This is a genomic window from Alistipes muris, from assembly GCF_943193205.1.
In the GTDB taxonomy this organism is placed as follows: Bacteria; Bacteroidota; Bacteroidia; order Bacteroidales; family Rikenellaceae; genus Alistipes; species Alistipes muris.
The window spans coordinates 263,308-280,210 of sequence record NZ_CALPDD010000001.1; the positions used below are offsets into that span (position 1 = coordinate 263,308).

The following is a 16,903-nucleotide window of genomic DNA, read 5'->3' on the forward strand; positions in this document are numbered from 1 at the left end:
TCATGCAGGTTTTCTCGCCTTGGCACAGCCAGCAGGAAACGTTCAGATTCCTGCTATCTTCTTGATTTCATTGAGCTTGTTGAGCGCCTCGATGGGAGTGAGGGCGTCGAGGTCGAGCCCCTTGATCTGGTCGCGTATCTGCACCAGCACCGGGTCGTCGAGCTGGAACATCGACAGCTGCATGTTCTGCGGGCTGTTTTCGGCCGCTTCGCGCACCGACTGGGCCGAGGGCTTGCGGCTGCCGCGCTCCTTGAGACTGCGGTTCGGCACAATCTGGTTGTTGCCGTAGACCAGTTCGAGGTTGCGCAGTATCTCGTCGGCCCGCGACACGACCGAGGTCGGCATGCCCGCCATCCGGGCCACATGGATACCGAACGAATGCTCGGTCCCGCCCCGTTCGAGCTTGCGCAGGAAAACAATCTGATTGCCCATCTCCTTGACCGCCACGTGGTAGTTCTTCACGCGCGGGCACATCTGTTCCATTTCGTTGAGCTCGTGGTAGTGCGTGGCGAAAAGCGTTTTGGCGTGGGCCGTGGGATGATTGTGGAGGTATTCGACCATCGCCCAGGCAATGGAGATGCCGTCGTAGGTGCTTGTACCCCGGCCGATTTCGTCCAGCAGCACGATACTGCGGTCGGAAATGTTGTTGAGAATGCTGGCCGATTCGAGCATTTCGACCATGAAGGTCGATTCGCCCTGCGAAATGTTGTCCGAAGCGCCCACACGGGTGAAAATCTTGTCGACCACACCGATATGGGCCGACTTGGCCGGGACGAACGAGCCGATTTGCGCCATCAGAATGATAAGGGCCGTCTGCCGCAGCAAGGCCGATTTACCCGACATGTTGGGACCCGTAATCATGACGATCTGCTGCTGCTTGTCGTCGAGCATGATGTCGTTGGGAATATACTCCTCGCCCACGGGCATGGTGGTTTCGATGACCGGATGGCGCCCCTGCTTGATTTCGATGCGCTTGCCCTCGTCGAGCACGGGCCGCACATAGCGGCGCTCGCAAGCAATCCGCGCGAACGATTGCAGGCAGTCGATGCGGGCAACGGTCATGGCGCTGGTCTGCAACGTCTTGAGCGTCGTGCGGATATAGCCGATAAGTTCGTTGTAGATGCGCTGTTCGAGCACGAGCATCTTCTCCTCGGCGCCAAGAATCTTCTCCTCGTATTCCTTGAGTTCTTCGGTGATGTAGCGTTCGGCGTTGGCAAGGGTCTGCTTGCGTATCCACGTGTCGGGCACCTTGTCCTTGTGGGTGTTGCGCACCTCGATATAATAGCCGAAAACGTTGTTGTAGCTCAGCCGGAGCGACGGGATTCCGGTCGCCTCGCTCTCGCGCTGCTGGATTTTGGCCAGGTAGTCCTTGCCGTGAAGCGCTATGCGGCGCAGGTCGTCGAGTTCGGGGTCGACCCCGTCGGCAATGACGCCGCCTTTCTGAATCTGGTTGTTCTGCGGGTCGGGGTAGATTTCGCGGGCGATGCGGTCGCGCACCTCGGCCAGGGTGTCGAGCTGCCGGGACAATCCCCGCATCCGGGGCTGGTCGGCCTGCTCCAGCAGGCGTTTCAGTTCCTCGATGGCCGTCAGCGAATTTTTGAGCTGTACCAGTTCGCGGGGCGTCACCTTGGCGGCGGCTATGCGCGACGCGATACGCTCCAGGTCCCCGATAAGGGTCACCTGCGCCCGCACCGTCTCGCTGAAATCGGCCTGCTGCGTGAAGTATTCCACGATGTCGAGCCGCTCGTTGATGGCCATGGGATTCTTGATGGGCATGGCAATCCACCGCTTCAGCATCCGCCCGCCCATCGGCGTGAGGGTCCGGTCGATGGCTTCGGCGAAACTGCCCTTTTCGCGGGCGCCGTTGGAAGCGAAAAGTTCCAGATTGCGGATGGTGAACTTGTCTATCCACACGAAATCTTCCTGGTCGAGCCGCGCAATGGACTTGATGTGTGCGATGTCGCGGTGTTCGGTGAACTCGAGGTAGTGGAGAATGGCTCCGGCAGCCGACACGCCCCCGGTGAACTGGTCGATGCCGAAGCCTTTGAGCGACTTGGTGCCGAACTGCTTGCAGAGCTTTTCGCGGTTCACTTCCTCCGAAAAGACCCATTCGTCGAGCTTGTAGGTATAGAGCCGCGAGCCGAAAGCCCCGGCGAACCGGTCCTCGTAACCGCGCTGGAAAATGACCTCCTTGGGCGCGAGATTGGAAATCAGCTTGTCTACATAGGTGTCCGAACCCTCGGCAACATAGAATTCGCCCGTCGAAATATCGAGAAAGGCGACGCCCGTGAGCTTGGGTCCGAAGAAAACCGACGCAAGGTAGGTGTTCTCCTTGTTGGAGAGGATGTTGTCGCCCATGACCACACCGGGCGTGACGAGTTCGATGACCCCGCGCTTGACCAGCCCCTTGACCGTCTTGGGGTCTTCCAGCTGTTCGCAGATGGCTACCCGTTCTCCGGCGCGAACCAGCTTGGGCAGGTAGGTGTCGATGGCATGATAGGGAAAACCGGCCAGTTCGACGAACGAAGCCGACCCGTTGGCCCGCCGCGTAAGCGTGATGCCCAGAATGCCGCTGGCCTTGATGGCGTCTTCGCCGAAGGTTTCGTAGAAGTCGCCGACCCGGAACAGCAGCACGGCATCGGGATGCACCGCCTTGATTGCATAGTATTGCTTCATGAGCGGGGTTTCCACGTACTTCTTGTCTGTTTTCTTTTCGGAAGCCACAATAGGATATTGTATATAAATTCAATCAAGCAAAGATAACGGAATTTGGCAACTCCGCAAAACCGGGTGAAATATTTTTCGGCCTTTTGCGGTCCGCACCGCTTTAGGTAGGTCAGATTATCCCGCAGTCGGTGAATACCTTACGGTAGAATTCGGCTTTCCATTCGACGGGCCGGGGATAGGCGCGCGAAGAAGAAGGCATCCGCCACAAGCGCATGCGGCGCCCGGCGAAATCGAACTCCACGAAACCGCCGACCGGCGGTTCGTCGCAACCCGTAATGGAACGCAGCGTATCGGTCGCTTTCTGCCCGGTAGTGACGATCGACCGGCAGGCCGGAATCCGGGCCAGCAGCGCCGCCAGATCGACATCGCGCACTACTTGAAGAAAATTGTCCGATGCGTTGTCTTTCAGCCGGATGACCTCGGCTGCGGTGTCGTAGAGCGCAATCCCCCGCTCTCGGCAGAAAGCCTCGATCCGCTCCTTGTCGAAACGCTTCGCATCGGGCATCAGAAAATGGGTCTTGTCGCCCGTGGCCAAGTAGCCGACGATGCGCCACATGTCATTTTGCAGATTGGGATAAAAGAACTCCATCGACCAGCGGTGGCGCTGCGGCGGGAAACTGCCCAGCATCAGCAGACGGGCGTTTTCGGGCAGGAAAGGTTCGAGCGGATGGCGTTCGCCAGGATTATCGTTCGGTTTCATTCGGACAAAGATACGAATAAGCCGAGCGCAATGCCAAATTTATTTGAGCATTGCCGAGGCGGAAGTATCTAAGACGGAGTCAAAGATACGAAAATAAGGTCAAAATTGAATGGTTCAAAACGGGCCGTAGCCAGCGGTGGCGAGACACGAAGTGCGAGCCTCCGCATCCGGGGGCTGCGGCTCGCCCGACCCCAAGGATCGGATAATCGACACGAAACAAAGCCCACTGCGTCCGCAGCGGATAACCCCGAAAAATAATCCGGATTTTTGCCTGCAATATCCCGCAGAGTGCTTGTTCGTTGGGAAAATATTTTCTATTTTTGCGGTGCTGACGGCTTTTGCCCGCAGCGACATATTTGAAAGTGTTTTCGCACTGTCCTTAACGGAAAATGTAGCAGTTTTCAAAGTAGCAGGACAACGAACAGCACTCTTTTTCTTGTTTAGATTATGCGGTGGGCGCTTCTGCGCCTTATGTTCCATATCTATTCAAGTGTGGGGTATTGCATCGTTTATTGTTACTTAGGTCCTGCTACAACCTTCCGTTAGATAGACGAAATCGGCTCCACACTTTCTTTTTGCGCATATCCCGCCGCATAGGAGTTGTACGGCAATAGAATTTGAACACAAGAACTCAAATTTATATTGCTATGAAAAAACTATTTCTTTTAACCGCGTTATTCGTCGCAGCAGCGTTCCCGTCGTGCAGCAAGCACGATGGCGTCGAAACACCCGATTGGCCCGAGCCTCAGCCGCTCGCCATCGCATTCGCCGAGGGCAATTCGCTGGAATTCGACGTAAATGAAGCCAAAATCGTCCACTACACCATTACGGGAGGCAGCGACAACACCGTGGTGAAAGCTGAGATGAAGAACCCCGACGACGCCTATGCAGTGGAAACGACACCGACCTCGGCAACGGAGGGAACGATTACGATTATGGTCAAAACGCCGACCGACAATTGCGTGCTCGTAACCGTATCGGATGGCGACCGGTCGATTACGGCCGAAATTACTGTATCGACCAATCCTATTACTGAAGAGCTTGCTATTACATTTGCCGAGGGCAATTCATTGCAGCTCAATTTAAATGAGCCAAAGACGATTAATTATATCATCACGGGCGGCAGCGACAAAACCGTCGTGACGGCCGAGATGCAAACTCTCGACGGCGCTTATATGGTAGAAACGACACCGACCTCGGCGACGGAGGGAACGATTACGATTACGGCCAAAACGCTGTCGACCGACAATTGCGTGCTCATCACCGTATCGGACGGTTCGCAGACCGTTACGGCTAAAATCGCCGTTACACTTAGCGCATTCGATGGCAAAACAGTCGTGGTCGGAACTCCGGGCACACTGTCAGACTGCTGTCCGGTCATCGAATCACAGAACTGACCATTATCGGCAATCTGAACGATTACGATATGGAGACGCTGAAATATCATCCTGGGAATCTCGCAATCCTCGATATGGAGCATGTGAATTTGGAGGAGTTGCCAGCTGAAGCATTCAGAGCCATGACATCGTTGACATCCGTCAAGCTGCCGCTAATACTGAAAACTATCGGGAGCTACGCATTCTATAATTGCACCGGCCTGACAAGCGTAACGATTCCCGACAGCGTGACGACAATCGGGAAGAAGGCATTCTTCGATTGCCGCCGCCTGACAAGCATAACGATTCCCGACGGTGTGACGTCGATTGGAGACTACACATTCTTCGATTGCAGCAGCCTGACAAGCATAACGATTCCCGACAGCGTGACGTCGATTGAGAGCGGCGCATTCGAGGGTTGCAGCGGCCTGACAAACGTAACGATTGGCAACGGTGTGACGTCAATCGGGGACAGCGCATTCTTCAATTGCCGCAACCTGACAAGCATCTATTGCAAGGCAATCGTCCCGCCGAGTATCGAAAACAATACTTTTAAACACGTTGGTGTAACCTTATATGTTCCGACAGGCTGCAAGGCAGCTTATGCAGCGGCTGCCGGATGGAAAGATTTTAAAACAATCAAAGAAACCCAATTTTAAAACATTCATATTATGAGCAACCCGAACATGTACAAGCAGGCGAGTTCCAACAACATAACGCTGGATTCGTATCCTTTTCCGAGCGAGCTGGGCATGGAAGCTTACCTGATGGACAATCCGTCCATCCTCAAACTCGACGACCGCAAATACGGCGAGCCGCAAATCATCGAGTGCGAGATGAGCATCGGCAAATGCACGAACCGGAAAACGCGCGGCCGAATCGATATGGTCGTGCGGTACGGCGAAAATCTTTTCGGAATTTTGGAGCTGAAGAAACACGCGCTCGACAAAGATACCCTGTTCCAGCTGTGCGACTACCTGTCCGAACGCGAGAAAATAGTAGAGGCCATCAACCAGAGCGACGCTGTGGAGGTAGACCTCGACCCGGAGAACGTGAAGTTCGTGGGCGTACTTGTCGGCGGGTATATCGACGATGAACTGCGGAAAGAGATGCCGATAACGGATTTGAAAAACAATAATCTGCTGAAAGAACATCCCCGGCAGCAGACTATTCAGGGATATACCGACCAAATATCGGCCGTCACGCTCGAACGCTTCCGCAATCCGCACACCTGCGAGATCGTCGTCCTTTCTACGCCGATCGTTAAAACGAGCGTCAAGGACACGACGAAATACCAAATCGACGGCGAAGGACGCTACGGCAAAGCCAAGCTGGTGCACGAGATTGTCAAACGCTATGTAAAACAACATCCGGAGGCAAGCATCGACCGACTGGAAAAGATATTCCCGACGCCGAGATTGATTCGGACTTTGGGTGTCTTTGCCGAAGCACAGGTCGCGAAAAAGAGAGCCGACCGCTACTATGCCGACCGGAAGATGCTGATTGCGCTGGGCGACGGTGTGAAAATCGCCACCTGCAACCAATGGGCGAAAGAATCGATCGACGAATTTATCGCGAACGTCGAGAAACAGAAGCTCGGATTCGAGATTGCGGCGCTGTAAAATCGCCTCGCATGGTTTGCCGAAAGAGGTTGCCGAAGATTCGGCGACCTCTTTTTTATGGGCATTGGCTGCTTGCGGAACAATGCGAGAGCCGGCCGGTTATTCAAAAAACTGTTCGTCGAAATTGACCAAATAGAGTTTTTCCGTAGCGCGCGTGAGGGCCGTATAGAGCCAGCGGAGCATGTCGCGCGTCATGGGCTCGTCGCCGAAGAGGCAGCGGTCGATGAAGACAGCCTTCCATTGGCCGCCCTGCGCCTTGTGGCAGGTAATGGCGTAGGAAAACTTCACCTGAACGGCATTAAAGTGCGGATTTTCACGGATTTCCTTGAAGCGTTTGAGCTTGCTTTTTATCTCCTCGTAGTCCTTTTCCACCTCGTAGAAAAGCCGCTGCGACTCTTCGCGCGTGAGCGACGGCGATTCGGAAGCGAGCGTATCGAGCAGCACCTTGCACTCGACGGCCGTGTCGTCGTAGTCGGGGAACTCCAGCACGGCGTCGGCGAAACGGAACCCGTAGAACTCCTCGAAGCGTCGGATGCGCTTGAGCCGGGCCACGTCGCCGTTAGCTATGAAGCTCATCGGGCAGTCGTCGCCCTGCGCAAAATAGTAGTTGTTCTTCACCACCATCAGCATGTCGCCGCTCTCCACCTCCTCCTCGGCGTAGAGCACGTTGCGCCGGATACCCTCGTTGTAGCGGTTGGCGCGCTTGTTCGAGCGAGTGATGACAATGGTTTCGTCGCGGCCGTACTGCGCATAGCTGTCCTGCAATTTTTCGAGGAAATCGCCGCCCTCGACCGCTTCGATGTCGGGAAAATCCATCCGGAACCGCGGTATGTCGAGGATGTTGTTTTCGAGCATGCAGCGCACCAGCGTAGCATTGAACAGGATGCCCGATTCGGCCTGCTGGCGGACCACTTCGTCCAGCGTATTGTAGACCACATCGCCATAGGCTCCCAGCGACACCGGGTCGAGCGCCGGGCTGAAGTCACTGCCCACGGGCGGCAGCTGGGCGTTGTCGCCCACCAGAATCAGCCGGCAGGCACGGCCGCTGCGGACGTACTGCACCAAATCCTCCAGCAGCGAGCCGCTGCCGAAATGGGGTCCGTCGGGTGCGCGGTCGGGCAGCATCGAAGCCTCGTCGACAATGAAAACCGCATCGCGTTCGGGGTTGAAATTGAGCGAATATTTCGATTCGTAGTCGGCCGCCGTCTGCTGACGGTAAATGCGTTTGTGAATCGTGAAGGCCTTCTCACCGGAATAGCGCGCCAGCACCTTGGCCGCCCGGCCCGTAGGAGCCAGCAGCACGGGTTTCGTGCCCAGTTCCTTCAGCGCCGCAACCAGTGCGGCTATCAGCGTGGTTTTGCCCGTTCCGGCATAGCCGTTCAGCACGAAAATCCGCGAAAAATCCTCGTCGGCAAGGTATTCCGATATGCGTTCTACGATTTTTTTTTGCCCGGGAGTTGCTTGGAAACAAATTTTAGCGTAAATTTGGGACGCGATACGTGTGCTGAGCATTCGCCTTGTTTTATTTCGGACAAAATTAATAACAAATACTCGATTAAAAAAATGAAAAGAATCATCCAAATCATTCTTGCAGTGGTGATCGTGGCGCTGGTCTATGTCATCTACGACCAGATTTCGACACCCATCCGTTTCGACAACGAGCTGGCCGCCCGCAAGGCGCAGGTCATCGAGCGCATCAAGGACATCCGCACCGCACAGCGGGCCTACAAGTCCAAGTACCAGCGTTTCACGGGCGACTTCGACACGCTCACGGCGTTCATTCTCAACGATACGCTGGAGCTGGAGCGCAAGATCGTCGACGAGGACGACTCGGTGGGCATGGCTGCGCTGAAAAAGGCCGGCAAGAAGAACATCGAGAAGTTCAAGATTGCCGTCATCGACACGATTTTCGCCCCCAAGGTGCTGAGCAAGTCCGACATCGAGCAGTTGCGCTACATTCCCGGCACGGACAACCAGGCCCAATATATCATGGAGGCGGGCATCATCACCACCGAATCGAAGGTCGTCATTCCCGTCGTGGAGTGCCGCGCTCCTTACAAGATTTTCCTCGACACGGTCGCTTATCGCCAGGAGTTCATCAACCTGGTCGACGACGAGGTCCACAACTTCAACCGTTATCCGGGCGTCAAGTTCGGTTCGATGGAAGCCGGCAACAATGAAGCAGGCAACTGGGAGTAGGACCCCGCGCCTCACGAACAAGGTGTCCATTCAGCGGTCGTTGGATGGACACTCTTTTTCGGTCTCGGGGCTCGACCGCGACTTCACGGGCGAGGCGATAGTGACGGTGGAGATTCTCACGCCGCAGACTTTGCTCGTGCCCGCCGACCTGCTCCAGACATCCACGGCCGCCGAGCTGCTCGCCGCCGCCGGAATGGCCTGCCGGCACGACGAGCAGGCGGTCCGCAGTATGCCGCGCTCGCTCGGCCGGGACAAGGAGGTGGTCGCCGTCATGGCGTTGGACGAAAAGATACTCCAGCGAATCCGCGGGCGATTGGGTTACCGCGCCGACTTCACTACCCCGCTTTTGGAGGGTCCCACGGCGGCAGCGCAGACCGTCTGGCTGCGCCGCGCTCCGGGGGTGCTATATATAAAGGTATTCGGCCGGACCCTGCGGCTGGCCGAAGTCATCCCGGCCGCGGCCGAAGCCGACATCCTCTACTTCATCGACCGGCTGGGCAGGGCGCTGCCTTTGGGGCAGATGCGGCTGCAGATAGCCGGACCCGGCGCCAAGGCCCTGCGCAAGTTGATAGGCAAACGCTTCAGATACGTCGTATGCGAATCGTAAGCGGAAAATACAAGGGCCGGGCCATCAACCCGCCCCGCAACCTGCGGGCGCGCCCCACGACGGATTTCGCCAAGGAAAACCTGTTCAACGTGTTGGGCAATCTGGTCGATTTCGAGCAGTGCGACGTGCTCGACCTGTTCGCAGGTACGGGGTCTATCAGCTACGAGTTCGCCTCGCGCGGCGCCCGGAGCGTCACGGCGGTGGAAATCAATCCGGTGCACTGGAATTTCATCCGGCAGACAGCCGCCCGGCTGGGCATCGAAAATTTCTACCCGGTCAAGGCCAACGCCTTTCTCTATGTGAAAAGCTGCGGGAAGCAGTTCGACGTGATTTTTTCGGATGCGCCCTACGATTTGGAGGGCAGCGAGCGAATCGTCGATTCGGTCCTCGGGGGCGGATTGCTCCGCGAAAACGGTTTGTTCATCTTCGAGCACTCCCGGAAAATGGATTTTTCTTCGCACGGGGAGTTCTGGCAGTTAAGGAGTTACGGAAGCGTGCAATTTTCTTTCTTCAAAAAAGGCTGAATTTGTTTGGAGTTACCGAAATTTGTATTACCTTTGCATTCGCAATCAGCAAAAAGGTGCGTTAGTTCAGCTGGTTAGAATACGTGCCTGTCACGCACGGGGTCAGGGGTTCGAGTCCCCTACGCACCGCAGACAAGGGCTTTGGGATCGGAAGATTCTCAAAGCCTTTTTTCGTTGCTCCAACCGCATAACAGAATACTTCCCGATACCATGGCAGACAACTATTTGGGCCGCAAGATGGACGAATACTTCGCACGCAGGGATGACCGCGCGGCCCGCCGTCCGGCAATGACATTGGATCGGCTGCTGCTGAAGAACCGCAGCCACCGGGGTTACGACGCCGGTTTCGTCGTGCGCGACGACCAGCTTCGCCGCATCATCGAGGTCAATGCCCGTATCCCCTCGGCCCGCAACCAGCAGGTGCTGCGGTTCCGCCCCGTGCTGGCCGACGAGGCGCCTGCCCTGCTACCCCACATCCGGTTGGGCGGCGCTTTGCCGGAACTGCACCTGCCGCTGCCCGGCACCGAGCCCAACGCCTTCATCGTCGTTTGTTCGACGGTCGGGGAGAGCCGTTATGTCGACATCGACCTCGGGATTTCGGCACAAAGCATGTTGCTGAAAGCCGTGGAGCTGGGGTTGAACGGCATCTGCATCGCCGCTTTCGACAAGGAGAAGATCGCCGATGCGCTCGCACTGCCGTTGGAGCCGCTGTTGGTTCTCGCCATCGGCAAAGGCGCCGAACGAATCGAGCTGACCGAAATCGGCGAAAACGACAGTCACGACTACTACCGCGACGAACACGGCGTCCACCACGTGCCGAAACTGCGAATCGACGATCTGATAATCCGATAAACAGCCATACAGCGGCGGTTCCTCCGGGAGCCGCCGTTTTTCTCGCCGGACCGATACCGATTCCGGAATTTGCTACCCATATTCCGGTTTCTGCGCCGCGGCTGCAAATCTTCGCGCTGAAAACCATATATTTGCACGCAGAACCGAACTCAAAACCATTCAGTCATGAAACAGATTCGTTTGTTCGCCGCAGGGCTCCTGCTCCTGGCGGCCGCCGGATGCACGGGCTGCACAGGCAAGGCGGTCCCCGCCGTCCCCGAAGTATACATGACGCGCGACATCTCCCCGGCCGGGCTCAACGCCGTCTACGAGGCGCTGGGACGCGAAGCCACAGGCAAGGTCGCCGTGAAGATTTCGACCGGAGAGCCGGGCGGCAGCAACTTCCTGAAGCCCGCGCTTATCGGCGATTTCGTCCGGAAAATCGGCGGCACCATCGTCGAATGCAATACGGCCTACGGCGGTGGCCGCGCCGCTACGGCCGACCATCTCAAAGCCGCCGAGGAGCACGGATTCACGGCCATCGCGCCCGTCGACATCATGGATGCCGAGGGCGAAATCGCGCTGCCCGTTGTCGGCGGCAAGCATCTCAAGGAAGATTTCGTCGGCTCGCACTTCCCCGCCTACGATTTCACGGTCATCCTCTCCCACTTCAAGGGGCACGCCATGGGCGGATTCGGCGGAGCGCTCAAGAACATGTCCATCGGCATCGCTTCGTCGGCCGGAAAGGCCTGGATACACACCGCAGGCAAGACCAGGACCGACCTGTGGAACAACCTGCCCGAGCAGGACGCCGTTCTCGAATCCATGGCCGAAGCGGCCAAGGCCGTCGCCGACCATTGCGGCGAGCGCATCCTCTATATCAACGTCATGAACAACCTTTCGGTCGACTGCGACTGCGACGCGCACCCCGCTGCTCCGCAGATGGGCGACATCGGCATCTTCGCTTCGCTGGACCCCGTGGCGCTCGATCAGGCATGTGTCGACCAGGTCTACGCTTCGGAAGACCCCGGCAAGGTCCATCTCATCGAGCGGATGGAATCGCGCCACGGCATCCACACCGTCGAGCACGCCGCCGCCATCGGGCTGGGCAGCCGCGAATATACGCTCGTCGACCTCGACCGAACGCAGCCGCAGCAATGAAATCCCGCATAGCCGAAAACACTATGCGTCAGCCGCATGGAAGCCCGCGAAACCCTCGTGGCACGGTCGTTGCAGACCTGCGGCCATCATGTCCCGTGCAAACAGTTTGAAACCGTGCAGCAGACCCTCCGACCCTATGTCAGCGAGCTTCAGGAACTCGCCGCCCGGCTCCACGCCGAGCCGTGTTCCTGCGTAATCCGCCAGGGTGCGCAGGTGCGGATTTTCCGCGAGCGGGGCATCAAGGACCTCTACCGGATTCTGACCGAAGAACCGGAGTTGCTCGACGGCGCATCCGTGGCCGACAAGGTCGTGGGCAAAGGAGCTGCGGCGCTGATGATTTTGGGCGGCGTCCGCGCGGTCCATGCCGACGTCGCCAGCACCGGAGCGCTCCAGTTGTTCGACGCGCAAAATATCCCCGTGAGCTGCACGCTCCAAGTACCGCATATCATCAACCGCGCAGGCACGGGCTGGTGTCCCGTCGAAACGCTGTGCCGCGACTGCCGCACCGCCAAGGAGTGCCTCGAACCGATCCGCAATTTCATCCGTACCGTTCCATGAATAAGATTCCGTTGCTGGCCGCCCTGCTGCTGGCCTTTCCGGTCCGGGCTTCGCTGCCCGCCGACACGCACGCCGTCACCGAAGAGGAGCGGCCCCGGCCTATCGACAGCGTGGTCGTCACGGGCGCCCGTTACCGGGCCGACGTCCGCCACCTGCCCATGACCGTCTCGACGGTGGGGCGCGGGCGAATCGAGCAGAGCCACGAGCCGTCGCTGCTGCCGCTCCTCACCGAGCAGGTGCCGGGGCTGTTCGCCACCGGGCGCGGCATCATGGGTTACAGCGTCTCGACGGGTGCTGCCGGGCAGATGTCGCTGCGCGGCATCGGCGGGGCGCCGCAGGCCGGACTGCCCACCACCGGGCTGATGGTGCTCATCGACGGACACCCGCAGTACATGGGGCTGATGGGCCACCCCATCGCCGACGCCTGCCAGTCGATGCTGACCGAGCGCATCGAGGTACTGCGCGGCCCGGCGTCGGTGCTCTACGGCTCCAACGCCATGGGCGGGGTCATCAACATCGTGACCCGCAAATCGAAGAATGACGGCATCCGAACGGGGGTGCACATCGGCTACGGCTCCTACAACACCTTGCAGACCGAAGCGACCAACCGGGTGAAGCTAAAACGTTTTAGCAGCGTCGTGACAGGCTCCTACAACCGCACCGACGGCCATCGGCCCCGGATGGGGTTCGAGCAGTACGGCGGCTATGCCAAGGCAGGCTACGAAATCGCCTCGGCATGGAACATCGAGGCCGATGTCAGCCTCACCCGCTTCAACGCCTCGAATCCCGGAAGCGTCGCGGCTCCGGTGCTCGACAACGATTCGCACATCACGCGCGGCATGACCTCGCTGGCCCTGCGCAACGAATACGAACGGACCTCGGGCGCGCTGAGCTTCTTCTGCAACTGGGGCTGCCACAAAATCGACGACGGCTATTCGCCCGGCAGCGAGCCGCTCGACTACCGGTTCCATTCGCGCGACGAGATGCTGGGCATTTCGTGCTACCAGAGCGCCCGTCTTTTCGAGGGCAACCGCCTGACGCTGGGCTTCGACTGGTTCCGTTTCGGGGGCCGCGCATGGAACCAGCCGCTCGACGGTTCGCCGCGCTCGATGCTGGCCGACAAAACGTTGCACGAAGTGGCCGCCTACGTGGATTTCCGCCAGACCATCGGTTCGTGGCTCACCCTGGATGCGGGCCTGCGCATCGACCATCATTCGCACGTCGGAACCGAATGGGTGCCGCAGGCGGGCGTTTCGTTCCTGCCCTCGAACAGCGCCGAAATCAAACTTTCGGCCTCGAAAGGGTTCCGCTACCCCACCATCCGCGAAATGTACATGTTCCCGCCGCAGAATCCCGACCTGAAGCCCGAACGGCTGTGGAGCTACGAAATCGCCTGGTCGCAGCGCGTTCTCGACGGCCGGATTTCGTTCGGGGTCAACGTCTTCTACATCGACGGCGAGAACCTCATCATGCGCGTCCCCGTCGACGGGCGGCCGAAAAACATCAACACGGGAAAAATCGAGAACGCAGGGGCCGAAGCGCAGTTCGCGTGGCGGATTTCGCCCGCGTGGTCGCTCGACGCCAATTACAGCTATCTGCACATGGCCTACCCCGTGCTGGCGTCGCCCGAGCACAAGCTCCATGTCGGAGCCGCGTTCGCCAGGGGCCGCTGGAACGTCTCGACGGGCGTGCAATATGTCGGCGGGCTCTACACCGAAGTCAAAGTCAACGGCAGCGGCCGCAGCACGCAGGAAAATTTCGTGTTGTGGAACCTGCGCGGCAGTTTCCGCGTGTGCAAGGTCGTCGAGCTGTTCGTGCGGGGCGAAAACCTGCTGGCCCAGCGCTACGAAATCAATGCGGGCTACCCCATGCCCAAGGCCACGGTTTTGGGCGGCGTGAACCTGCACTTTTAGATGCAATAAAAGAACTTAAATAGCTGAAGAACAACATGCAAACAACAACCGCAAAACTTTACTCGCTGCACTGCGGCCAGGCAAAAACCTACTTAGCCGCGGCGCTTTTCGTGGCGGGCAACATCGCCTTGCCGCAGTTGTGCCATACGGTGCATCTGGGCGGCCCCACGTGGCTGCCTATCTATTTCTTCACCCTCGTCGGCGCCTACAAATACGGCTGGCGGACGGGGCTGTTGACGGCCCTTGCGTCGCCCGTGGCCAATTCGCTGCTTTTCGGGATGCCCGTCGCGGCGGCTCTGCCCGCGATTCTGCTGAAGTCGGTCGTGCTGGCCCTTGTCGCAAGTTGGACGGCGGCCCGGTTCCGCCGGGCGTCGCTCCTGCTGCTGGCAGGCGTCGTGCTGGCCTATCAGACCGTCGGCACCCTCGGCGAATGGGCGTTGGCCGGCGACTTCCGGACCGCCGCCCAGGATTTCCGTCTCGGCCTGCCGGGCATGCTTCTGCAAATCGCCGGCGGCTGGGCACTCATCAACCTGAAGCGCAAATAAGATGACGACACCCCGAAAATTAGGGTTCGGCTGCATGCGCCTGCCGCTCACCGACCCGGAAGACTTTGCGAAAGTCGACATGGCACAGGTCGAAAAGATGGTCGACACCTTTCTGGAACACGGATTCACCTACTTCGACACGGCCTACATGTACCACGAATTCCAGAGCGAAAAGATCGTCCGCGCGGCGCTTGTCGAACGCCACGACCGCAGCGCCTTCACCCTGGCAACCAAGCTGCCGACCATGTTCCTCAAAGCCGAGGGCGACCAGGAACGCATCTTCGCCGAGCAGCTGGAAAAATGCGGTGTCGACTACTTCGACTACTACCTGCTGCACAACCTCAATGTGGCGAACTACCGCAAGGTCTGCCGGTTCGACAGCTTCGCGTTCGCCGCGCGGATGAAAGCCGAGGGGAAAATCCGCCACGTCGGATTCTCGTTCCACGACAGCGCCGAGCTGCTGGACGAGATTCTGACGGCCCACCCCGAAACGGAGTTCGTGCAGCTGCAAATCAACTACATGGACTGGGAGAACGAAAGCATCCAGTCGCGCAGGTGCTACGAGACGGCCCGCCGCCACGGCAAACCCGTCGTGGTGATGGAGCCCGTCAAGGGCGGTACGCTGGCGCGCCTGCCCGAGGAGGCCGAACAGCGGTTCCGGGCGGTGCGTCCCGAACTGTCGCCCGCGTCGTGGGCCATCCGTTATGCAGCCGGGCTCGACGGGGTCATGATGGTGCTGAGCGGCATGTCGTCGATGGAACAGCTTCGCGACAACATCTCCTACATGCAGCATTTCGAGCCGCTGAATGCAGAAGAACGCGCTGCCGTGGAAGACGCCGTCGGAATCATCAACCGTTCGATAGCCGTCCCCTGCACGGCGTGCCGCTACTGCGTCGACGGATGCCCCAAACAGATTGCCATTCCCGAGTACTTCGCCCTCTACAACAACGCCGAGCAGTCGCTGAACAAAGGATTTTCAGTGCAGACCGTCTACTACGCCAATCTCGCGCAGACGCACGGCCGCGCTTCGGACTGCATCGGCTGCCGCAAGTGCGAAAAGAGCTGCCCGCAGCACCTGCCCATCGTCGAGCACCTGCGGCAGGTAGCGGCCCGGTTCGACAAGGAAGAATAACACCCGCCGCACAAATGCAATTTACCCCTGCCGAAGCGAGTTTCGGCAGGGGTAAATCGTTTTAGCAGGGCTCGGCGTCAGTTGGGTGTCCGGTACTCCTTGGGCGTCAGGCCCGTGAGTTTCTTGAACAGCCGCGTGAAGTGCTGCGGGTACTTGAACCCCAGCTCGTAGGCGATTTCGCTGACCGACTTGCGGACGTCGAAAATCCGCTCCTTGGCCACGTCGATCAGCTTGAGCTGGATATGGTCCTGCGCCGTGCGGCCCGTCTCCTTCTTGATAAGGTCGCCGAAATAGTTGGCCGACAGGTGGAGCTGTTCGGCGAAATATTTCACCGAGGGCAGCCCCTCGCTCTGCGGACGGTCCGAGGAGAAATAGGCGTCGAGCAGCGTCTCGAACCGAATCAGCAGGTCGCTGTTGACCTGGCTGCGCGTGAGGAACTGCCGCTCGTAGAAGCGCACGCAGTAGTCGAGCAGCAGCTCGATGTTGGCCGTGATGAGCCGCCGCGTATGCTTGTCGACGGCATGTTCGGTCTCCGTGCGGATTTTATGCAGGCAGTCGACGACGATGGCCCGCTCCTGCTCGGAGAGGTGCAGCGCCTCGTTGGCCTCGTAGGAGAAGAACGAATAACTGCGGATATTGCGGCCCAGCGAGGTGCCGCGAATCAAATCGGGATGGAAGACCAGCGCCCACCCCTTGGGCTGGAACTCCTCGCCGTTGTCCTCGACGCCCGCGACCTGCCCGGGAGCGATGGCCACGATGGTCCCCTCCTGATAATCGTAGTACTGACGGCCGTAGATCAGATTGCCGCACCTGACCTCCTTGAGAAAAAGGGTGTAGAAGCCGAAAGTATGGCGCATGTGACGAATCCGGCGCGACTTGGAGAGGTCGATGACCGACACCAGCGGGTGGAGGGTCTCGACGCCCAGCAGGTCGTTGTACTCGAAAACATGCTCGAAATGCTCGATTTTATTCATGGCTGTGCTGCTTGTTCGCTGCAAATGTAACGAT

At 58.7% G+C, this 16,903-nt stretch carries 17 protein-coding genes and 1 tRNA gene; 13 read left to right on the forward strand and 5 right to left on the reverse strand.

The window, feature by feature from the left end:
• Positions 1–42: 42 nt before the first annotated feature.
• The 3 genes from mutS to NFR47_RS01215 form a co-directional block, all read right to left on the reverse strand.
• Positions 43–2,676 (reverse strand): DNA mismatch repair protein MutS, encoded by a 2,634-nt coding sequence (mutS, locus tag NFR47_RS01205; protein WP_251213802.1) that lies wholly within the window; start codon positions 2,674–2,676, stop codon positions 43–45.
• A gap of 160 nt (positions 2,677–2,836) precedes the next feature.
• The gene (locus NFR47_RS01210; protein ID WP_251213754.1) at positions 2,837–3,427 is read right to left on the reverse strand and encodes a uracil-DNA glycosylase family protein; all 591 of its coding nucleotides are present in this window, start codon (positions 3,425–3,427) and stop codon (positions 2,837–2,839) included.
• A gap of 114 nt (positions 3,428–3,541) precedes the next feature.
• On the reverse strand, positions 3,542–3,907 hold the full coding sequence (locus tag NFR47_RS01215; RefSeq protein WP_251213755.1) for a hypothetical protein: 366 nt from the start codon (positions 3,905–3,907) through the stop codon (positions 3,542–3,544).
• 167 nt (positions 3,908–4,074) lie between these two features.
• Between NFR47_RS01215 and NFR47_RS01220 the strand changes: the two genes are divergently transcribed.
• From NFR47_RS01220 to NFR47_RS01230, 3 genes are read left to right on the forward strand one after another with little or no spacing between them, the layout of a single operon-like run.
• Positions 4,075–4,824, forward strand: coding sequence for a hypothetical protein (locus tag NFR47_RS01220; RefSeq protein ID WP_251213756.1), 750 nt, complete (start codon positions 4,075–4,077; stop codon positions 4,822–4,824).
• Positions 4,825–4,853: 29 nt separating this feature from the next.
• A complete protein-coding gene (locus tag NFR47_RS01225; protein WP_251213757.1) occupies positions 4,854–5,462 on the forward strand; it encodes a leucine-rich repeat domain-containing protein in 609 nt (202 codons plus the stop codon).
• 12 nt (positions 5,463–5,474) lie between these two features.
• Positions 5,475–6,425 (forward strand): hypothetical protein, encoded by a 951-nt coding sequence (locus tag NFR47_RS01230; RefSeq protein WP_251213758.1) that lies wholly within the window; start codon positions 5,475–5,477, stop codon positions 6,423–6,425.
• 99 nt (positions 6,426–6,524) lie between these two features.
• Here the strand turns inward: NFR47_RS01230 and NFR47_RS01235 are convergent, their stop codons facing one another.
• Positions 6,525–7,937 (reverse strand): ATP-dependent DNA helicase, encoded by a 1,413-nt coding sequence (locus NFR47_RS01235; protein ID WP_251213759.1) that lies wholly within the window; start codon positions 7,935–7,937, stop codon positions 6,525–6,527.
• A 51-nt stretch (positions 7,938–7,988) separates the two neighbouring features.
• On the opposite strand from NFR47_RS01235, the gene NFR47_RS01240 reads away from it, so the two are divergent.
• The 10 genes from NFR47_RS01240 (at position 7,989) to NFR47_RS01285 (ending at position 15,895) form a co-directional block, all read left to right on the forward strand.
• A complete protein-coding gene (locus NFR47_RS01240) occupies positions 7,989–8,624 on the forward strand; it encodes a hypothetical protein (protein ID WP_251213760.1) in 636 nt (211 codons plus the stop codon).
• On the forward strand, positions 8,602–9,231 hold the full coding sequence (locus NFR47_RS01245; RefSeq protein WP_251213761.1) for a hypothetical protein: 630 nt from the start codon (positions 8,602–8,604) through the stop codon (positions 9,229–9,231). Before NFR47_RS01240 ends, NFR47_RS01245 begins: the two co-directional genes overlap by 23 nt.
• The gene (locus NFR47_RS01250; RefSeq protein ID WP_251213762.1) at positions 9,219–9,755 is read left to right on the forward strand and encodes an RsmD family RNA methyltransferase; all 537 of its coding nucleotides are present in this window, start codon (positions 9,219–9,221) and stop codon (positions 9,753–9,755) included. The genes NFR47_RS01245 and NFR47_RS01250 overlap by 13 nt, the downstream gene beginning before the upstream one ends.
• Before the next feature lie 55 nt (positions 9,756–9,810).
• Positions 9,811–9,884, forward strand: a tRNA-Asp gene (locus NFR47_RS01255).
• A gap of 81 nt (positions 9,885–9,965) precedes the next feature.
• Positions 9,966–10,607 (forward strand): nitroreductase family protein, encoded by a 642-nt coding sequence (locus NFR47_RS01260; protein ID WP_251213763.1) that lies wholly within the window; start codon positions 9,966–9,968, stop codon positions 10,605–10,607.
• Positions 10,608–10,772: 165 nt separating this feature from the next.
• Positions 10,773–11,747: a DUF362 domain-containing protein gene (locus tag NFR47_RS01265; protein WP_251213764.1), complete on the forward strand. Its 975-nt coding sequence runs from the start codon at positions 10,773–10,775 to the stop codon at positions 11,745–11,747.
• A 36-nt stretch (positions 11,748–11,783) separates the two neighbouring features.
• Positions 11,784–12,305 carry a DUF1893 domain-containing protein gene (locus NFR47_RS01270; RefSeq protein ID WP_338022837.1) on the forward strand — a complete coding sequence of 174 codons (522 nt, stop codon included), beginning with the start codon at positions 11,784–11,786 and terminating at the stop codon, positions 12,303–12,305.
• Entirely contained in the window at positions 12,302–14,218 is a 1,917-nt protein-coding gene (locus NFR47_RS01275) for a TonB-dependent receptor (protein ID WP_251213765.1), read from the forward strand. Before NFR47_RS01270 ends, NFR47_RS01275 begins: the two co-directional genes overlap by 4 nt.
• 35 nt (positions 14,219–14,253) lie before the next feature.
• Positions 14,254–14,763, forward strand: a complete 510-nt coding sequence (locus NFR47_RS01280) for an ECF transporter S component (RefSeq protein ID WP_251213766.1) — start codon at positions 14,254–14,256, stop codon at positions 14,761–14,763.
• 1 nt (position 14,764) lies between these two features.
• Positions 14,765–15,895 (forward strand): aldo/keto reductase, encoded by a 1,131-nt coding sequence (locus tag NFR47_RS01285; protein WP_251213767.1) that lies wholly within the window; start codon positions 14,765–14,767, stop codon positions 15,893–15,895.
• 77 nt (positions 15,896–15,972) lie between these two features.
• Here the strand turns inward: NFR47_RS01285 and NFR47_RS01290 are convergent, their stop codons facing one another.
• On the reverse strand, positions 15,973–16,869 hold the full coding sequence (locus NFR47_RS01290) for a helix-turn-helix domain-containing protein (protein ID WP_251213768.1): 897 nt from the start codon (positions 16,867–16,869) through the stop codon (positions 15,973–15,975).
• Positions 16,870–16,903: the final 34 nt, after the last annotated feature.